The organism is Kitasatospora sp. NPDC030952, assembly GCF_055571335.1.
In genome coordinates this window covers 20,014-37,573 of record NZ_JBVIFM010000004.1, presented here as the reverse complement: position 1 = coordinate 37,573, position 17,560 = coordinate 20,014, and the positions used below count along the sequence as shown (strand labels likewise).

The 17,560-nt window shown below is 74.4% G+C and carries 12 protein-coding genes; 4 read left to right on the top strand and 8 right to left on the bottom strand.

Translation table 11 applies throughout. From position 1 onward, the window contains the following. Nucleotides 1-1,077: an SDR family oxidoreductase gene (locus ACZ47G_RS09920; protein WP_465740928.1), complete on the bottom strand. Its 1,077-nt coding sequence runs from the start codon at nt 1,075-1,077 to the stop codon at nt 1-3. Between the two features lie 132 nt (nt 1,078-1,209). Between ACZ47G_RS09920 and ACZ47G_RS09915 the strand changes: the two genes are divergently transcribed. Together ACZ47G_RS09915 and ACZ47G_RS09910 are read left to right on the top strand one after the other, a co-directional pair. After that, nucleotides 1,210-1,896, top strand: a complete 687-nt coding sequence (locus ACZ47G_RS09915) for an HAD family hydrolase (RefSeq protein ID WP_465740927.1) — start codon at nt 1,210-1,212, stop codon at nt 1,894-1,896. A 7-nt stretch (nt 1,897-1,903) separates the two neighbouring features. Beyond that, entirely contained in the window at nt 1,904-2,632 is a 729-nt protein-coding gene (locus ACZ47G_RS09910; protein WP_465740926.1) for a class I SAM-dependent methyltransferase, read from the top strand. Nucleotides 2,633-2,652: 20 nt separating this feature from the next. On the opposite strand, the gene ACZ47G_RS09905 is transcribed toward ACZ47G_RS09910, so the two are convergent. From ACZ47G_RS09905 to ACZ47G_RS09880, 6 genes are all read right to left on the bottom strand, one after another. Further along, nucleotides 2,653-4,455 (bottom strand): glycoside hydrolase family 15 protein, encoded by a 1,803-nt coding sequence (locus tag ACZ47G_RS09905; RefSeq protein WP_465740925.1) that lies wholly within the window; start codon nt 4,453-4,455, stop codon nt 2,653-2,655. Continuing rightward, the gene (locus tag ACZ47G_RS09900; protein ID WP_465740924.1) at nt 4,442-5,551 is read right to left on the bottom strand and encodes an enolase C-terminal domain-like protein; all 1,110 of its coding nucleotides are present in this window, start codon (nt 5,549-5,551) and stop codon (nt 4,442-4,444) included. The genes ACZ47G_RS09905 and ACZ47G_RS09900 overlap by 14 nt, the downstream gene beginning before the upstream one ends. Continuing rightward, complete coding sequence (locus ACZ47G_RS09895; RefSeq protein ID WP_465740923.1) at nt 5,548-6,072, bottom strand: DUF1360 domain-containing protein; 525 nt, start codon at nt 6,070-6,072, stop codon at nt 5,548-5,550. Before ACZ47G_RS09895 ends, ACZ47G_RS09900 begins: the two co-directional genes overlap by 4 nt. A gap of 2 nt (nt 6,073-6,074) precedes the next feature. Then, nucleotides 6,075-9,158 (bottom strand): FAD-binding and (Fe-S)-binding domain-containing protein, encoded by a 3,084-nt coding sequence (locus ACZ47G_RS09890; RefSeq protein WP_465740922.1) that lies wholly within the window; start codon nt 9,156-9,158, stop codon nt 6,075-6,077. A gap of 3 nt (nt 9,159-9,161) precedes the next feature. Continuing rightward, nucleotides 9,162-10,949, bottom strand: a complete 1,788-nt coding sequence (locus ACZ47G_RS09885; RefSeq protein WP_465740921.1) for a thiamine pyrophosphate-requiring protein — start codon at nt 10,947-10,949, stop codon at nt 9,162-9,164. Between the two features lie 213 nt (nt 10,950-11,162). Continuing rightward, entirely contained in the window at nt 11,163-11,507 is a 345-nt protein-coding gene (locus tag ACZ47G_RS09880) for a hypothetical protein (RefSeq protein WP_465740920.1), read from the bottom strand. Nucleotides 11,508-11,904: 397 nt separating this feature from the next. Between ACZ47G_RS09880 and ACZ47G_RS09875 the strand changes: the two genes are divergently transcribed. Next, nucleotides 11,905-15,057 (top strand): AfsR/SARP family transcriptional regulator, encoded by a 3,153-nt coding sequence (locus tag ACZ47G_RS09875; RefSeq protein WP_465740919.1) that lies wholly within the window; start codon nt 11,905-11,907, stop codon nt 15,055-15,057. 51 nt (nt 15,058-15,108) lie between these two features. On the opposite strand, the gene ACZ47G_RS09870 is transcribed toward ACZ47G_RS09875, so the two are convergent. Then, nucleotides 15,109-16,356: a cytochrome P450 gene (locus tag ACZ47G_RS09870; protein ID WP_465740918.1), complete on the bottom strand. Its 1,248-nt coding sequence runs from the start codon at nt 16,354-16,356 to the stop codon at nt 15,109-15,111. A 215-nt stretch (nt 16,357-16,571) separates the two neighbouring features. Between ACZ47G_RS09870 and ACZ47G_RS09865 the strand changes: the two genes are divergently transcribed. Beyond that, nucleotides 16,572-17,513 carry a TIGR01777 family oxidoreductase gene (locus ACZ47G_RS09865; protein ID WP_465740917.1) on the top strand — a complete coding sequence of 314 codons (942 nt, stop codon included), beginning with the start codon at nt 16,572-16,574 and terminating at the stop codon, nt 17,511-17,513. The last annotated feature ends 47 nt before the right edge of the window (nt 17,514-17,560 follow it).

Genomic DNA, 17,560 nt, shown 5'->3' with positions numbered 1-17,560 from the left:
TCAGAAACTCCTGTCCGATCGCTGCGGGGCGCGTGCTCCCCGCATCCGTGAGAGGAACCCGTTGCCGGCGGCGGGCAAACCCGCTTGCACCCGTGTGGCTGCGTGCCGCACCGCGTCGGCGAGGCCGCCGAGGGCGTGCGCCGCCTGCTGCTGCCGGCTGCGCCCGCGGGCCCGGTCGTCGAACCGGCCGTGCGTGCCGAAGTCGCGCTTCGCGTCGACCGGTTCGAACAGGTTGTCCGGGTCCGCGGCCCGCCGGCTGCGGTCTTCCTGCTGGGAGCCGAACCCCGTTCTGGCCAGGTAGCGGTCCAGCAGCCCCGGCACGATCGCGTTCGCCACCAGGGTGGCCACCGTGCTGCCGCCGACCCAGTACTCGCGCCGCCCGGGGTGGTCGGCCGCGAACAGGACGGCGCGGGCGGCGACCTCGCTCTGGTAGATCGGCGGCACCGGCTGGGCCCGGTTGGGCAGCCGGGAACGGACCCAGTCGAACTGCGGGGTGTTCACGGCCGGCATCTGCACCATCGTGGTGCGCACCCGGGTGCCGGAGGCGAGGAGTTCGCACCGCAGGGCCTCGTTGAAGCCCTGGATGGCGTGCTTGGCTCCGCTGTAGGCGCTCTGCAGCGGGATGCCCCGGTAGGCGATGGCCGAGCCGACCTGCACGATCGCCCCGCGGTCGCGCGGCAGCATCCGCGCCAGGGCGGCGCGGGTGGCGTACACGTAGCCGAGGTAGGTGACCTCGGTGACGCGCCGGAACTCCTCGGTGTCGATCTCGGTGAAGGGCGCGAAGACGGAGGCGAACGCATCGTTGACCCACACGTCGATCGGCCCGAGCTCGGCCTCGGCCCGTTCGGCGGCGGCCTCCACCGCGCGGGCGTCGGCGACGTCCGCCTCGATGGCGATGACCCTTTCGGCACCTGCCTCCTCGGCTTCGCGTACCGCGCCGTCCAGGCCTGCCCGGCCGCGGGCGATCAGCGCGAGCCGGTCCCCGCGGGCGGCGAACGCGACCGCGCAGGCGCGTCCGATGCCCGCGCTGGCCCCGGTGATCACGACGGTTCGGCGTGCGGGTTCCACAGGTTCCACAGCTTCCATGCTGCTGCGGGTTTCCCCGAAGCGGCGCGGTAAACGGGGCGGGTGCCGTGCGGCACCGATCGGTGGGACGTAGCGTCGAAGGACGGGCCGGCCGGTCCGGGGCGGAAGCGAAGGAGGTGTTCGATGTCGGCCGCAGCGCTGTTCGATGTCGACGGCACGTTGCTCGACACCAGTTACCGGCACACCATCGCGTGGAGCGAGGCGCTCGCGCAGTTCGGTCACACCCCGGCGATGGCCCGTATCCACGGGGCGATCGGGATGGGCGGTGACCAGCTCCTGGACCATCTGCTGGGCGAGGACCGCGACCGGGGCGAGGACGAGGCGATCAGTGCGGCGCACCAGGCGCTGTTCGCCCGCTTCTGGCCCTCGTTGCGGGCCTTCGACGGCGCGGCAGAGCTGCTGCGGGCGCTGAAGGGGCGCGGCTGGACGATCACCCTCGCCTCCTCCGCCTCCCGGCGGGACCTGGAGGTGATGCGCCGCGCACTGGACGCGGACGACGCGATCGACCACGCCACCAGCGCCGACGACGTGGAGGCCAGCAAACCCGCGCCCGACCTGGTCCACGCCGCCCTCGCCAAGTCCGGAGCCGAACCGGAGGAGGCGCTGTTCGTCGGCGACACCCCCTGGGACGTGCAGGCCGCGGGCCAGGCGAAGGTGGTGTGCGTGGCGGTGCTCTCGGGGGGCTTCGGCGAGCGCGCCCTGCGCTCGGCCGGTGCCCTCGAAGTCCACCGGGACGTCGCAGACCTCCTGGCCGGCCTCGATGGCAGCGCGCTCGCGGACCCGGCCCGCTTCACGGGTCGAGGCCGGTAGCCCGGGCGTGTGCGGCACCGGCGACTACGCGGTCACCGCGGAGTTCTTCGACCTCCTTCAGGCCGAGACCGACCGCCGGCTGGCCGAGCGCCGCTTCACCGAGGCCGCCGCCCGCGCCCGGCACGCGATCCTGGACGTCGGCGCGGGCACGGGAATCGTCACCGACGTCCTGCTGCGGACGTCCAGCGTGCCCGTCCACGCCGTGGAGCCGGCCCCGGCCATGCGCGCCGCCCTGCTGTCGCGCCTGGCCCACCTGGGCGCGGACCAGCGCGCTCGCGTCACCGTGCACCCCGAAGCCGTCGCGGCGGCGGGCCTGTCCGCGGTGGCGGATCTGGCGGTCGCCTCCAATGTGATCGGCTGCCTGGACCCCGCCACGAGGCGCTCCACCTGGCGGGCGGTCTCGGCAGCCCTCCTGCCGGGCGGCCTGCTCCTGTTCGATCCTCCGCCCGCCGATCTGCCCGCCAGGTGCGAGGGGGTGGGCCGGCTGGGGCCGGTGCGGGTGGGCCTTGACCTGTACAGCGCCGAGGTCACCCGCCGGCCCTTCCGCGGCATCCTGCGCATGGTCTTCACCTACCGCGTCGAACGGGAGGGGGAACTGCTGCGCGAGGCGCGGGAGACGTTCGACATGTGGCCCGCCCCACCCGAGCAGCTCGCCGAAGAACTCCACGCCGGGGGCCTGCACCTCGTGCAGGCCCCCGGCTCCGACCTCATGGCCGCGCGCCGCCCCAGCGCATGACACCGACGGGGGCTGTGTCGTCAGGTCGTCGTACCACCGGAGGCGAGTCGGGCGGCGGTTTCGAGCATCATGGCGTGGACGAAGGCCTGGGGAAGGTTGCCGCGCAGCTGGCGCTGGGCGACGTCGAACTCCTCCGCGTACAGGCCCGGTGGTCCGCAGGAGGCGCGGTTGCGCTCGAACCAGCGCACCGCCTCGATGTCGTTGTGCTGTTGGTGCTCGGCCAGGGCCATGGCGAAGCCGCACAGCAGGAAGGCGCCTTCGGCGTCTTCGAGGGGTCGCTGGTCGTGGCGGAACCGGTAGACGTAGTGGTCCTGGGCGAGGTCGGCGCGTACCGCGTGCAGGGTGGCGACGGTGCGGGGGTCGTCGGCGGGCAGGGCGCCGCGCAGGGCGGGCATCAGCAGGGCCGCGTCCACGCCGCTGTCGGTCGCGGAGCGCTGCCAGCGGCCGGAGGGGTGGAGGCACTCTGCGGAGGTCTCGGCGACGATCCGGTCCGCCAGTGCTTCCCATGATCCCGCCCGTGCGGTGGAGGCGCGCGGGGCGGCCTGGGCGATCGCCCGCAGGCCCGCGGCGCAGGTGAGGCGGCTGTGGGCCCAGTGATCGTCGTGGAGTTCCCAGATGCCGGCGTCCGGCTCCCGGTGGCGGGCGGCGATGGCCTGGACGGCGGTCAGTGCCGCCTGCCAGCCGCCCGCGTCGAGGCGGTCGTGGCGGGCGGCCGCGGCGAGCACCAGCAGGCTCTCGCCGAACGCGTCGAGCTGGAACTGGCGGTTGGCCCGGTTGCCGACGACGTCGAAGCCGCCCGGGTAGCCGGGCAGGTCCAGGGTGCGCCGGTCGGGCACGGGCTGCCCGGTGGAGGTGTAGGCCGGGGCGAGATCGGAGCCGTGTTCGAGGAGGCGGGCGGTGATGAACCGCACCGAGTCGTCCAGCAGTCGGTGGCCGCCGGCTGCGGCGTCGGCCTGGCCGATGTAGGCCTGGTCACGGATCCACACGTACCGGTAGTCGTAGTTGCGGCCCTGCTCGGCCCGCTCCGGCAGGCTGGTGGTGGCCGCGGCCACCGCGCCCCCGGTCGAGGTGGTCAGGCCGGCCATCACCGCGTACGCGTGCCGGGCGTCGCGGCTGCCCAGGGTGTGCGCGAGGCCCGGCACGCAGGCGGACCAGCTCTCCTGCGTCGCCCGCCACAGGTGGTCGGCCGGCTCGCCGCGGGGTAGCGGGCGGTCGGAGACCTCCAGTACGAGGTCATGGTGGGCTCCGGCCGGCAGGGCCAGCGCGGTGCGCAGCACCGCGCCGTCCGGGTGGGCGTCGGGTGCCCCGCTCCATCGCACGTGCAGGCTGCCGGCACGGCCCGTCCACCGGCCTCGCTCGTCGCGGCGCAGCTCCCGGAGCGGGTCGGTGCCGAAGCCGGCCGCCAGGTTCAGTTCCACGTCCAGTCGGGCGTCCCCGTCGACGGCCAGGAGCCGGCGCAGCACCACGGCGCGGTGCGGGTCGCCGGGGTGGGCGAGGGCCTCGCGGCACTCCGTGATCCCGCTGGTGGTGACCCAGCGGGAGCGCCAGATCAGGGTGCCCGGTTCGTAGTAGCCGCCCCAGACGAACGAGCCGGTGGGGGTGACGGTGTACCAGCCGTCGCCGCCGATCAGGGCGGTGAACACGGCGTCGCTGTCCCAGGCGGGTGCGCACATCCACACGATGTCGCCGCGCGGTCCCACCAGGGCGCCGCGCTCGCCGTCGGCGAGCAGTGCGTAGTCCCGCAGGGCGTGCGGGGCCGGAGCGCCGCTGGTGGCGGCGGGGGGCGCCGACTCGGCCCGACCGTCGGCGTCAGGTGCGCGCACGGTACTGCTCCGCCACGTCGGCCCGGACCGTCAGGCCGAGCCCGGGCTCGCCGTCGCGGCCCGGGTGCAGGTGTCCGCTGGCCGGGTCGAGGGTGCCGTCGAAGACGAGGTTCTCGATGCGGACGTGGTCGTGGAACCACTCCAGGTGGCGCAGGTTCGGCACGGCGGCAGCGGCGTGGGCGTGGGCGTGCGGGGCGCAGTGGCCGGACAGTTGGAGGCCGTGGGCCTCGGCGAGGGCGGCGGCTCGCAGCCAGACGGTGAGGCCGCCGCAGCGGGTGGCGTCGGCCTGGAGGCAGTCGACGGCCGGGATCATGCGGGCGAAGTAGGGCAGGTCGTAGCCGTACTCACCGGCGGCGACGTCGGCGGTGACGGCGTCGCGCAGGTGGGCGAGGCCGGTGAGGTCGTCGGAGGAGACGGGTTCCTCGAACCAGGACACGCCCAGGTCGGTCAGGGCCCGGCCGATCCGGATCGCCTGCTTGCGGGTGTAGGCCCCGTTGGCGTCGACGTACAGCTCGGCGTCGTCGCCCACCAGGGTGCGGGCTCGGCCGGTGCGTCGAAGGTCGCGCCGTTCGTGGGTGCCCCACCCCTCACCGATCTTGATCTTGAAGCGGGGGATGCCCTGTGCTGCCCAGCCGTCGAGCTGCTCGGCCAGCCGGTGGTCGGTGTAGGTGGTGAAGCCGCCGCTGCCGTAGACGGGCACCTCGGTGCGGGCCCGGCCGAGGAGGTCGGCCAGCGGCAGGCCGAGGAGGCGGGCCTTGAGGTCCCACAGGGCGATGTCGATCGCGGAGACGGCGCCGGAGACCAGACCGGGGCGCCCGGCGTTGCGCACCGCGCGGCTCATCGCCTCGTTGGCGGCGGGCACGTCGAGTGCCGGTCGGCCGGTCACGATGCCGGAGAGCCGGCCGGTGATCACGTCGGCGGTGGCCGGGTCGCCGTAGGTCCAGCCCAGGCCGCTCGTGTCCCCGCTGCGGGCTTGGACCAGGATCATGGTGGTGTGGTCCCAGGCGATGGTTCCGTCCGCCTCCGGGCCGTCGGTGGGGATGTCGAGGACCCGTACCCGCAGGTCGGCGACCGTGGAGTAGTCGGCGGAGCTCATGACGTCTGCTCAGCCGCGTGCTGGGCGGCCGCACGGGCGAACTGCAGGAAGTCGGCTCCGGCGAGTGCCGCCAGGGTGGCGGCGGCGAGCCGGGTGGCCCGCGGGGCGAAGACGGCTCCGGCGGTGAGGCCGGTGGCCGCCCACAGGCCGATGCAGAACGGGCAGGTGAGCAGTTCGCCGATGGCTTTGCGGCCTCCGGTGCCGCGCACCTCCTCCTCCAGTTCGGCCGGGCCGGAGGTGCCTTCGAAGCGGGTGAACGGGGCGCGCAGCGGGCTGGTGACGGGATCCTTGGCGAGCAGGCGGGCCAGTTGGTGGGTGGCGAGCGCGCTCAGGGCGACGTCCCACAAGGTCGGGTCGGGCAGCGCGCGGCGGTCGGCCGTGGCCGCGGCTACGGCCGTGACGGCGCCCGTCGCGGCGGCGTAGAGGGCCATCAGGCCCGAGTAGGCGGCCAGCGGGCGGTCTTCGTCGCCGGCGTAGGCGCGGGCCTCGCGGTGCAGCCGCTGGTGCAGCGATGTCCACATGTCTACCTCCTGCGGGAATGGTGGCTCCTACCGGAACGGTGGCGGTGCCGTGCGGCGAGGACCGCTCCGGCGGCCAGCCCCGCCGCCGCGCCGGCCAGGCCGGTGGTGAGCAGCCTGGCCGCCGCCGGGCGCGGTCGCGGGCGGGCGACGGCCGACTCCGGGTGGGAGGCGGGCAGCGGGCCGTCCAGGGCCAGGGCGAGGGCTTCGGCCAGGTGCACGGCGGTGCGGCCGGTGTCGGCCTGGTCGATCTGGGTGCGGCAGCTGAATCCGTCGGCGAGCACGAGGGAACTCGACGGGGTGTCGCGAACGGCGGGTAGGACGCCCTGCTCGGCGATGGCCTGGGACAGGTCGTAGTGGCCCTGTTCGAAACCGAAGTTGCCGGCCAGGCCGCAGCAGCCCTCGTCGAGGATCTTCGCCTCCAGGCCCGCGCGGTCCATCAGTTCGCGGTCCGCCCCGGTGCCGAGGGCGGCGTGCTGGTGGCAGTGGGTCTGCACGGTCGCCGCCCGGTCGAGCCGAGGTGGTTGCCATCCGTCCGGGGCGTGGTGGATGAGCTGTTCGGCGAAGGTGCGCGTCCGGGCCGCGAGCCGGGCGATGTCCTGGTCGCCGGCGAGCAGGTTCGGGGCGTCGTCCCGGAAGACCGCGGTGCACGAGGGTTCGAGGCCGATGATCGGGGTTCCGGCTTCCAGCCAGGGACGCAAGACCCGGGTGGTGCGGTGCAGGACGCGGCGGGCGGTGGCGAGCTGCCCGGTGGAGATCCAGGTCAGACCGCAGCACACCGGCTCCTCGGGGACGGCGACGCGGAAGCCGGCGTCCTCCAGCACCTGGACGGCCGCTCGGGCGATGTGGGGGTGGAAGCGGTTGGTGAAGGTGTCCGGCCACAGCAGTACGGTGCGCGGATCACCCGGGTCGGGTTGCGGCCGACCGGCGCGGCGCCGACCCTCCTGGAACGACTCCGGCGCGAACAGCGGTGCGGCGCGGCGCGGGTCGATCCCGGCCAGCGTCTTCCCGATCCGGCCGATGACCGGGGCGTGCAGGGCGGAGTTCGCCAGTCGGGGTGCGGCCTGGGCGAGTCCGGCCCACAGCGGGAGCCAGCCCATCGCGTAGTGGGCGGCCGGCCGGAGCCGGCCCTGGTAGTGGTGGGCGAGGAACTCGGCCTTGTAGGTGGCCATGTCGACGCCGACCGGGCAGTCGGACTTGCAGCCCTTGCAGGCCAGGCACAGGTCGAGCGCGTCGCGGACCTCGGTGGAGCGCCAACCGCCGGTGACCGGGGAGTCGTCGTGGCCGCTCAGCATCTCGAACAGCAGCCGGGCGCGGCCGCGGGTGGAGTGCTCCTCCTCCTGCGTGGCCCGGTACGAGGGGCACATCACGCCGCCCTGGTGGGTGCGGCAGTTGCCGATGCCGACGCAGCGCAGCACCGCCTGGCCGAAGTCGTGGTCGTCGTCGGGATACGCGAAGTGCGTCTGCTTCACCTGGGGCCGCCAGTCGGCCCCCAGGCGCAGGTTGTCGTCGACGCGGTGGGGGTGGACGACCTTGCCGGGGTTCATCCGGTTGCCCGGGTCGAACAGCGCCTTCACCTCGCCCATCGCCTCGACGAGTGCGGGGGTGAACATGCGGGGCAGCAGCTCGCCGCGGGCCTGCCCGTCGCCGTGCTCGCCGGACAGCGAGCCGCCGTAGGAGGCGACCAGGTCGGCGGCGTCGAAGAGGAACGACCGGAACGTCTCGACGCCCTTGCCGTCGCGCAGTTCGAACGGGATCCGGGTGTGCACACAGCCCTGCCCGAAGTGCCCGTACAGGGAGGCCTGTTGGTAGCCGTACCGGTCGAACAGGCGCTCGAGGTCGCGCAGGTAGGCGCCGAGCTTCTCGGGGGCGACCGCGGAGTCCTCCCAGCCCTCCCAGGTCTCGGAGCCGTCCGGCGGTCGGGCGGTCACGCCCAGGCCCGCCTCGCGGGCCTTCAGCATCTCCTGCTCGCGCGCCGGGTCGTCCGAGAGCGCCACCCGCGGGTCGTCCTCGTCGCGGCCGATCGCCCGCAACAGCGCGTACCCCTGCGCGTCCGCCTCCTCCTTCGTGTCACCGGTGAACTGGAGCAGCAGCCAACTGTCGCCCTCGGGCAGCCGCTCCAGGGAGTCGAGGTAGGCGTGCTCCTCGCGCATCAGCTGGGCCATCCGCCCGTCGATGGCCTCCAACTGGGAGGGCCGGCTGTGCTCCAGGAGCCGGGGCACGGCGTCGGCGGCGGAGTAGATGTCGTCGAACCCGAGGACCAGCAGTGCCTCGGCGGCCGGCACCGGGACCAGCTCCAGCTCGGCTCGCAGGACCGTGACCAGGGTGCCCTCGCTGCCGACCAGGGCCCGGGCGACGTCGAAGCCGTTCTCCGGCAGCAGGGAGTCCAGGTTGTAGCCCGAGACCCGGCGCGGGATCTTCGGATAGCCCGTGCGGATCTCGGCCAGGTGGCGGGCCACGATGTGCCGCAGCCCCTGGTAGAGCCTGGCGGTGGGCCCGCCGTCGGCCACGATCCGCCCGAACTCCTCCTCGCCGGTCGGTCCGGCCCAGAACCGGCTGCCCTCGTAGGTGAGGACTTCCAGGCGGCGGACGTTGTCGGCGGTCTTGCCGTAGGCCTGCGCGGACGCCCCGCAGCTGTTGTTGCCGATCATCCCGCCCAGCGCGCAGTGCGTGTGTGTGGACGGTTTCGGCCCGAACTTCAGGTTGTGCGGCGCGAGTTGACGGTTGAGCTGGTCCAGGACGATGCCCGGCTCGACCACACAGGTCCGCGCCTCGGTGTCAACCGAGACCAGGCGGTCGCAGTACTTGGTCCAGTCGATGACCACGGCCTCGTTCGTGCACTGCCCCCCGAGGCTGGTGCCACCGCCCCGGGACAGCAGCGGCGCGCCGAACCGGGAGCACACGGCGACCGCCGCCGCGCCGGCCTCGACGGTGCGCGGGACGACCACGCCGAGCGGGACCTGCCGGTAGTTCGAGCCGTCGGTCGCGTACGCGCCGCGGCTGCCCGCGTCGAAGCGGACCTCGCCGTCCACCTCGGTCCGGAGTGCCCGCTCCAGCGCGGCCAGATCGACGTCCTGATGGTCGGTCATCGGTCAGTTCCCGCCGCTGCCGGGCAGGAACTCCTGGACCTTGGCCTTCACCCCTTGCCGGAGGACGGAGCCCCGGTCGCTGTCACCCTTGAGGACGGACAGGGCGGCGGCCTTGATCTGGTCCCAGGTGGCGTGCGGCGGGATCGGCGGCACCGCGGGGTCGGTACGGAAGTCGATGACGAACGGCCGGTCCGCCGCGAGCGCCTGGCTCCAGGCCGGCCCCACGTCCTCCGGGCGCTCCACCCGGCGTCCGTGCAGCCCGAACAGCTGGGCGATGTCGGCGTAGCGCACATCCGGCAGGCTCTGGGAGGCCTCGAACTGCGGGGCGCCCTGCATCGCCCGCATCTCCCAGGTCACCTGGTTCAGGTCGTGGTTGTTCAGCACCGCCACCACCAGGCGCGGATCCGACCACTCCCGGTAGTACTTCGCCGCGGTGATCAGCTCGGCCAGGCCGTTCATCTGCATCGCACCGTCGCCGACGATCGCGATCGCCGGCCGGTCCGGGTGGGCGAACTTCGCGCCGATCACGTACGGCACCCCGGGCCCCATGGTGGCCAGCGTCCCCGACAGCGAGCCGCGCATCCCGTCGCGGAACCGCAGGTGGCGCGCGTACCAGTTGGCCGCCGACCCGGAGTCCGCGGCCACGATCGCGTTCTCGGGCAGCAGCGAGTCCAGGGCGTGGACGACGTACTCCGGGTTGATCGGATCCGCGGACACCTCGGCGCGGCGCTGCATCACCTCCCACCAGCGGGCACTGTTGTCCTCCACGGTCTTGCGCCAGGTGCCGTCCGACTTCGGCTCCAGCAGCGGGATCAGCCGCCGCAGCGTCTCGACGGCGTCCCCGACGAGGTTGACCTCGAACGGGTAGCGCAAGCCCACCATGGACGGGTCCAGGTCGACCTGCACCGCCCGCGCCTGGCCGAACTCGGGCAGGAACTGGGAGTACGGGAAGCTGGAGCCCACCACCAGCAGGGTGTCGCAGTCGCGCATCATCTCGTACGACGCGCGGGTGCCGAGCAGCCCGATCGAACCGGTGACGTACGGCAGGGTGTCGGGCAGCGCGTCCTTGCCGAGCAGCGCCTTCGCCACCCCGGCGCCGAGCAGATCGGCGATCTTCTCGACCTCGGCACGGGCGTGCCGGGCGCCCTGGCCGATCAGCATCGCCACCTTCTCGCCCGCGTTGAGGACCTCCGCCGCCCTGGCGAGATCGTCCTCGGCCGGGACGGGCGCGTAGTGGGGGAGGCCGAGGCTGGAGGGGACCTGCTTGAACGTGTGGGCCGGGGGCTCGTAGTCGAGTTCCTGCACGTCGGCCGGGATGATCACCGCGGTGACGGTGCGCCGCGTGGCCGCGATGCGCATCGCCCGGTCCAGCACGTTGGGCAACTGGGCGGGGACGGTGACCATCTCGCAGAACTCCGAGGCCACGTCCTTGTACAGGCTGACGAGGTCGACCTCCTGCTGGTAGGAGCCGCCCATGGCGCTGCGGTCCGTCTGCCCGACGATCGCCACGACCGGGACGTGGTCGAGCTTGGCGTCGTACAGTCCGTTGAGCAGGTGGATAGCCCCCGGGCCGGAGGTCGCCGCGCACACTCCGGTGCGGCCGGAGAACTTGGCGTACCCGACGGCCTGGAAGGCGGCCATCTCCTCGTGCCGCGCCTGGATGAACCGCGGCCGGTCCTCGGCCCGGCCCCAAGCGGCCAGCAGGCCGTTGATCCCGTCGCCCGGGTAGGCGAAGACGTGCTCTACCTCCCAGTCGCGCAGGCGCTCCAGCACGTAGTCGGAAACCTTCATCGCCGAACTCCTCCACAGTACGGGCCGGGTTCATCGGGCGCCGGACGGGCCCAGGCATGCGGCTAACCGCTGGTGCCCCGATGAAACCCGTCACCTTGCCGGGCATTTCAGGCGGACCCAACCCGGGCATGCCGGGTGCCGCGCACCGCTCAACCGGGCACCCGGTGTCAACGGGCCGGGATTTCCGGCCGCCCACCCGGTTCCGGGCTCCGGTCAGGGACGGTCCTCGTGGTGTCCGCACAGCCAGGCCAGCGCCTGGTAGGCGCCGAGGGCGTACGCGGCGTCCGCGCTCGCTCGCAGGGCGTCGCGCAGGCGGAGGGCGGCGGCCTGGTACTCGGCGAGCAGCTGCGCGCGGCACGGCCCGGCGGCGCCGAGTGCCGCGGCGGCGGTGACGGGCGCCGCCACCTGGGCTCCGGCGGCCCACCGGTAGGCCCCCAGGACTCCGTGGTCGAAACCGGTCCACGGCTGCGGGCGCCGGTTGGCAGCCTCGATCGCGTCGAACACCTCGTCCAGCGGGCGCACCCCTACGGCCGGGATCGTCGTCTCGTCACTGGTCATGACCGCAACATACGCTCACCCGCCGCCGCTCGCCGCTGGGCGTGACGACCGGCCCCGGGACCAGGGGGGCCGCGTCCGTCGAGCCGGGCGATCGGGTGAACCAGCGCGTGGCCGCGGCACTCCGGGTGGATCACGCGCCCACTGCGGGCCGTGCGATCCGGCTCACCCGCCCGGCCTCCAGTGATCGTCGCCAGCCGGACGTAGGTGTGCTGGGTGCGCCGTGTGCCGCGGCGAACGGTTGCCTCAGGGGCCATCGGTGGTTCCTCCGATCCGATCCGGTGCTGGGAGGACAGAGGCTATGCGGAGGCACTGACAATGCTCCGTATGGAGACCGTTTCTGTTCGGCAGCGTGCGAACTGGCCCGTGGGTGGCCGTTCCTGATCGCTAGGCTGATCGGGTGACGATCGAGCTGCGGGTGCTGTCCACGGTTTCCTATCGCGGTGAGGAGGTCACCGCGCCCGGGGTGCGGGGGCTGGTGGCGCTGCTCGCGGCGGACGTCCGGGGCGGGTGCGCCAGTGGGCGGCTGATCGAGGGCTTGTGGCCGGGGGAGGGGCCGGAGCGGCCGGGGAAGGCGCTGCAGGTGCTGGTGTCGCGGGCCCGGGGCAGGTACGGGGCGGAACTGATCGCCAGTACGCCGGCGGGGTACCGGCTGGGCCTGGGCGAGGAGCGGGTGGATGCCGCGGCGGTGCTGCTGCACGCGGCGGCGGCCCTGGAGAAGGCCCGGGCCGGGGATCACGCCGGGGCGCTGGCGGAGGCCGAGGCGGGGCTGGAGCTGTGGGGCGGGTCGGGGGAGGGGGACGAGCCCGGCGGGGCGGATCCGGTGGCGGCGCTGCGCGCCGAACGGGCGGGCACCCGGCGGGCGTTGCGCCGGGGGCGGGCGCTCGCGCTGGCCCGGACCGGTCGGTACGCGGAGGCCGCCGAGGCGCTCGCGGTGGAGGCGGCGGCGCACCCCCGGGACGAGGAGGTGCTGCTCGAACTGCTGCGCTGCGAAGCCCGTACGGGCGGGGCGGCCACCGCGCTCGACCGGTACGACCGCTACCGGCGCGGCCTGCGGGAGGCGCTCGGCACCGACCCGGGGCCGGAACTGCGGCAGCTGCACCAGGAGTTGCTGCGCAGCCAGCAGGCCCCGGTGCGGCGCGGGGTGCCGCACGAGCCCAATGAGCTGCTCGGCCGGGACGCCGATCGCGCGGCCGTGGCGCAACTGCTGCGCAGCGCCCGGGTGGTGTCGGTGGTCGGCCCCGGTGGGCTGGGGAAGACCAGGGTGGCGGCCGCGGTGGCCAGGGAGGCTCCGCAGCGGGTGGTGCACCTGGTGGCGCTGGCCGGGGTGGCGGTCGACGAGGAGGTGTCCGGGGCGGTGGCGGAGGCCCTCGGCGCGCCGGATCCGGCCGGGATGGCCGCCGCGCTCGGCCCCGGCCCGGCGCTGCTGGTGCTGGACAACTGCGAGCACGTGGTGCGCGGCGTGGCCGAGCTGGTGCACGGCCTGGTCGCCGCGAGCCGGGAGCTGCGGGTGCTCACCACCAGCCGGACGCCGCTCGGCATCTCCGCCGAATCCGTCTATCTGCTGCCGGAGTTGGACACCGCGAGCACCATCGAGTTGTTCACCCGGCGGGCCCGCGCGGCCCGGCCCGACGTGGAGCTGCCACCCGGCCCGGTCGCCGGACTCTGCGCTCGGCTGGACGGGCTGCCGCTCGCCGTCGAACTGGCCGCGGCGCGGGTGCGGGTGATGTCGGTGGCCGAGATCGCCGCCCGGCTGGCGGACCGCTTCGGCCTGCTGCGCGGCGGGCCCCGGGACGCTCCGCAGCGCCACCGCACCCTGCAGGCGGTGGTCGACTGGAGCTGGAACCTGCTCGCACCGGACGGCCGGGCGGCACTGCGTGCGCTGTCCGTCTTTCCCGGCGGCTTCACCGTCGAGGCCGCCGAAGTGCTCCTGGACGGACACCTGCCGGACGGCGGCGACGCCCTGGCGGTGCTGGAGGACCTGGTGGACCAGTCGCTCCTGCGGCTGACCGACACCCCGACCGGCGGCCGGTTCCGGATGCTGGAGACCGTCCGAGAGTTCGGCGTCGCGCAGCGTGCCGCGGCCGGGGAGGAGGAGGTGGTCACCCGCCGGTTCCTCTCCTGGGCAAGGGAGTTCGGCCTCGCCCGGCACGACTGCCCGTTCGGCCCGGAGGCCACCGCGGCGTGGCGGCTGATCCGGGCCGACCAGGAGAACCTGACCCGCGCGCTCCGACTGGCCCTCGCCGCCGGGGACTCGGACACCGTCGCCGCCACCGCGGCCGTGCTCGCCGCCCTGTGGACCACGGAGGGCAACCACGTCCGGCTGTCTTCCCTGGCCGAGGAGGCCGGCGGACCGGTGTCCAGGCTGCGTCCCGGCCACGAACTGCGGGAGCCGGTAAGGACGTTGACCGCGCTGAGCGCCGTCAACACCCTGCTCACCGCCAGCGGTGTTGTCACCCCCGGGGTCGGCGCGCTGCGGCTGCTCGCGGCGCTGCGCCGACTGCCGCCGGCCGCGCCGGACACCCCGGTGCGGGCGATCGCCGCCGTCCTGGCGGCCGTCCCCGACCCACTGGGCTCGGACGGAACGGCACTGGAGGCCCTGCGCGCCGATCCGGCGCCGCTGGCGGCGGCCGTCGCCGAGGCGGCGCTGGGCTACCGCTGGGAGGGCCGGCAGCAGGTGGAGCGGGCGATCGCCTCGACCCGGCGCACCCTCGCGGTGTTCGACCCGCTACCGGTGCCCTGGCTGCGGGTGTTCGCCCTCGCCCGACTCGGCGAGCTGCACCTGCTGGGCGAGCAGGGTGAGCAGGCGGTGCCGCTGCTGCGGGAGGCGATCCGGACGCTGGACGAACTCGGCGACTGGAACGACATGCTGGGCCTGCGCTGGGGCCTGGCGATCGGCAGTCTGCAGGCGGGGGACCTGGACGGCGCGGAGTACTGGCTGGCACTGGCAGTGCGCCACCGCCCGGAGGACGCCGTCGACCTGCTCTCCCCGGAGCTGGGGGTACGGGCCGAACTCGCCCTCGCCCGGGGCGAGAGGGAGCCGGGGCTCGCGTTGTGGCGGCGGGCCACCGCGCTGCTCGCCGGAGCCGTGGACCCGCTCGCCGACCCGCTCGCCGACCCGCTCACCGACCGCTCCTGGGCGCTGGAACTGGAAGCGGCCTGCGTGGCCGCACACGCCCGGCACGGGCGGCTCGACCGGGTGGCGCCACTGGCCGCCGCGCTGCGGGTCGAGCTGGTCGGGCTGCTGGAGCGGCGGGCGGCTCCGCCGGCCGGCCCGCTCGCCGGGACGCTGCTGCTGGCGCTCGGCCTGGCCGCCCTCGACGACGCGGCCCGGACCGGCGATCCCGCGCGCATCGGGGCCGGGGTGCGGATGGTGGCGCTGAGCGAACGGTTCGGCTGCTCGCGCAGCTTCCAGCCGACGATGGGCTCGGCCGCCGCCCGCCGGGACGCCGAACGGGCCGATCCGGCGGGGTACGAGCGGGCGGTCGCCGGGTACGCGCCGCTGGACCGGGCCGGGCTGGTGGCCGAGGCGCTCGCCTCGGCCCGGGCCTGACCGGCCCGCGGTCGCGGGAGCGCGGAGTTCACAGCCGGATCGGCGCGGAGTTCACAGGCGGATCGGCAGGGCCAGCAGGTGGAAGCCGTCACCCGGCCAGTGGCCGAACTCCAGCTCCTCCCGGCGGACCGCGAGCGCGGCGTCGGGCCGCTGGACCAGCACCTGGTCCAGCACCACGGAGGTGACCAGCCGGCCGAGCGCGGCGCCCAGGCAGTAGTGGGCGCCGTGGCCGAACGCGAGGTGGCCGTCCCCGCGCCCGAACTCCCTGGCGATGTCCAGGCGTTCGGGCGCCTCGCCGTACTCCCGGGGGTCGTGGTCGGCGGCGAGCAGGGCGACGGTGACCGGATCGCCGGTGCGCAGCGCCGTCCCGGCGAACTCGAAGTCCTCGGTGGCGTAGAGGGTGGCGCCGATCCGCACCAGGGTGACGTAGCGCAGCAGTTCGGGGACGGCCCGCCCCAGCAGCTCGGGCTCGTCGCGCAGCCGGGCCAGCTGGTCCGGGTGGTCGAAGAGGGCGAGCAGGCCGTGGGCGAGGAAGAGTGCGGGCGGGGTGATGCCGGTGTTGATCAGCAGGACCACGATGGACACCAGGTCGTCCTCGTCGAGGGGCTGCTCGCCCTCGCGGGTGCCGTGGACGAGGGTGGAGATCAGGTCCTCGGTGGGGTGGGCGCGGCGGCGGGCGATCAGCTCCTTGACGTAGTCGACGATGCCGACCAGGCCGTCCACCATCCCGGTGCCGTCACCGTAGGCGAGGTCGCGGATCCAGTCGCAGACCCGGGTGCGGTCCTCGGTCTCCACTCCGACCAGCTCGCAGATCACGTGGGTGCTCAGCGGGTAGGCGAACTCGCCCAGCAGGTCGGCCGGCCGGTCGCGCCCGGCGAGTTCGGTGAGCAGCTCGGCGGTCGTGCGCTCGGTGAACTCGCGCAGGGCGGCGATCCGCCGGGCGGTGAAGGCGCGGGTGAGCGGGGCCCGGCGGCGGGCGTGCTCCTCGCCGTCGAACAGCGCGAGGTGGCCGGAGAGGTACTTGGCGTACTCGGGGGGAAAGGCGTCGAAGGCGGCGGCCTGCAGTTCGTCCTGCGGGTCGGACTCGGCCCGGACGGTGGCGATGGCGGTGCGGTCCCGGACCAGGCGGGGTTCGGTGAGCGCGGCCTTGACGTCCGGGTGGCGGGTGACCAGCCGGACCGGGGTCTCCAGGCCGGGCAGTACGACCCGGGGCAGCTCGTCCTGCTCGCGGAAGGCGGCGTAGGCGCCGACCGGGTCCTCGATCTGCTCGGGGGTCAGGTGCACGGGGGTGGTGGTCATGTCGGGCCTCTCTCCGGTGGGTCGGGCTGTCCGCGGTCCCTTTGCGGTCTCTTTGCGACGGTCATGAGTGTGCCGGGGCGTGCTCTCAACGCGCTCTCGACGCGGTTTCAGGGCGGTTTCAGGGCGGCTTCAGGTCCGCCGGGCACTCGGCGGAGGCTGAATTGAACGCGTTCAATTAGTCGGCTAGGCTCGAAGCGGAAAGTGAGGGGGAACTCATGAAGATCGTCATCCCCGGCGGCTCCGGCACGCTCGGGCACCTACTCGACCGCACCCTGACGGCCGCCGGCCACCAGGTCGTGGTGCTCAGCCGACGGCCCGCCGGGCCCCGCCAGGTCGGCTGGGACGGCCACACCCAGGGCGCCTGGGCGGCGGAGATCGACGGCAGCGACGTCGTCGTCAACCTGGCCGGGCGTAGCGTCAACTGCCGCTACACGGAGCAGAACCAGCGGTCCATGATGGATTCCCGGGTGCACTCCGCCCGGGCCGTCGGCCAGGCCATCGCCGCCGCCCGCAGGCCGCCCGCCGTCTGGCTGCAGATGAGCACCGCCACCGTCTACGCCCACCGCCACGACGCGCCCAACGACGAACTGGACGGCCGGATCGGCGGTGACGAGCCCGACGCCCCGGCCTCCTGGCGGTACAGCGTCGACATCGCCCGGGCCTGGGAGGGCGCCCAAGCCGAGGCCGACACCCCGGACACCCGCCGCCTCGCGCTGCGCACCGCCGTCGTGCTCGGCCCCGAACGCGGCGGTGCCCTCGACTCGCTGTCCTGGCTGGCCCGGCTCGGCGTCGGCGGGCCGATCGCGGGCGGCGCGCAGTACGTGTCCTGGATCCACGAGCGGGACTTCGCCCGCGCCGTCGCGTTCCTGATCGAACACCAGGAGCTGAGCGGCCCGGTCAACCTCGCGGCCCCGAACCCGCTGCCCCAGCGGGAGTTCATGCGCGAACTGCGGGCCTGCTGGGGCATGCCGCTGGCCCTGCCCGCGACCCGCTGGATGGCCGAACTGGGGGCGTTCGCGCTCCGCTCGGAGAGCGAGCTGCTGCTGAAGAGCCGCCGGGTGGTGCCCGGCCGGCTGCGGGCGGCGGGCTTCGCCTTCGAGTACCCGGACTGGCCACCGGCCGCGCATGACCTGGTGCGTCGCCTGCGCGGGCGGTAGCGGTCGGCCCGGATCACCGACTGCGGGCCGAGGAGCGTCACGGGGCT

Coding starts and splice junctions, on each gene's coding strand:
- ACZ47G_RS09890 (WP_465740922.1), bottom strand. CDS start 9,158: ATGACCGACCATCAGGACGTCGATCTGGCCGCGCTGGAGCGGGCACTC.
- ACZ47G_RS09870 (WP_465740918.1), bottom strand. CDS start 16,356: ATGACCACCACCCCCGTGCACCTGACCCCCGAGCAGATCGAGGACCCG.
- ACZ47G_RS09880 (WP_465740920.1), bottom strand. CDS start 11,507: ATGACCAGTGACGAGACGACGATCCCGGCCGTAGGGGTGCGCCCGCTG.
- ACZ47G_RS09915 (WP_465740927.1), top strand. CDS start 1,210: ATGTCGGCCGCAGCGCTGTTCGATGTCGACGGCACGTTGCTCGACACC.
- ACZ47G_RS09895 (WP_465740923.1), bottom strand. CDS start 6,072: ATGTGGACATCGCTGCACCAGCGGCTGCACCGCGAGGCCCGCGCCTAC.
- ACZ47G_RS09865 (WP_465740917.1), top strand. CDS start 16,572: ATGAAGATCGTCATCCCCGGCGGCTCCGGCACGCTCGGGCACCTACTC.
- ACZ47G_RS09885 (WP_465740921.1), bottom strand. CDS start 10,949: ATGAAGGTTTCCGACTACGTGCTGGAGCGCCTGCGCGACTGGGAGGTA.
- ACZ47G_RS09900 (WP_465740924.1), bottom strand. CDS start 5,551: ATGAGCTCCGCCGACTACTCCACGGTCGCCGACCTGCGGGTACGGGTC.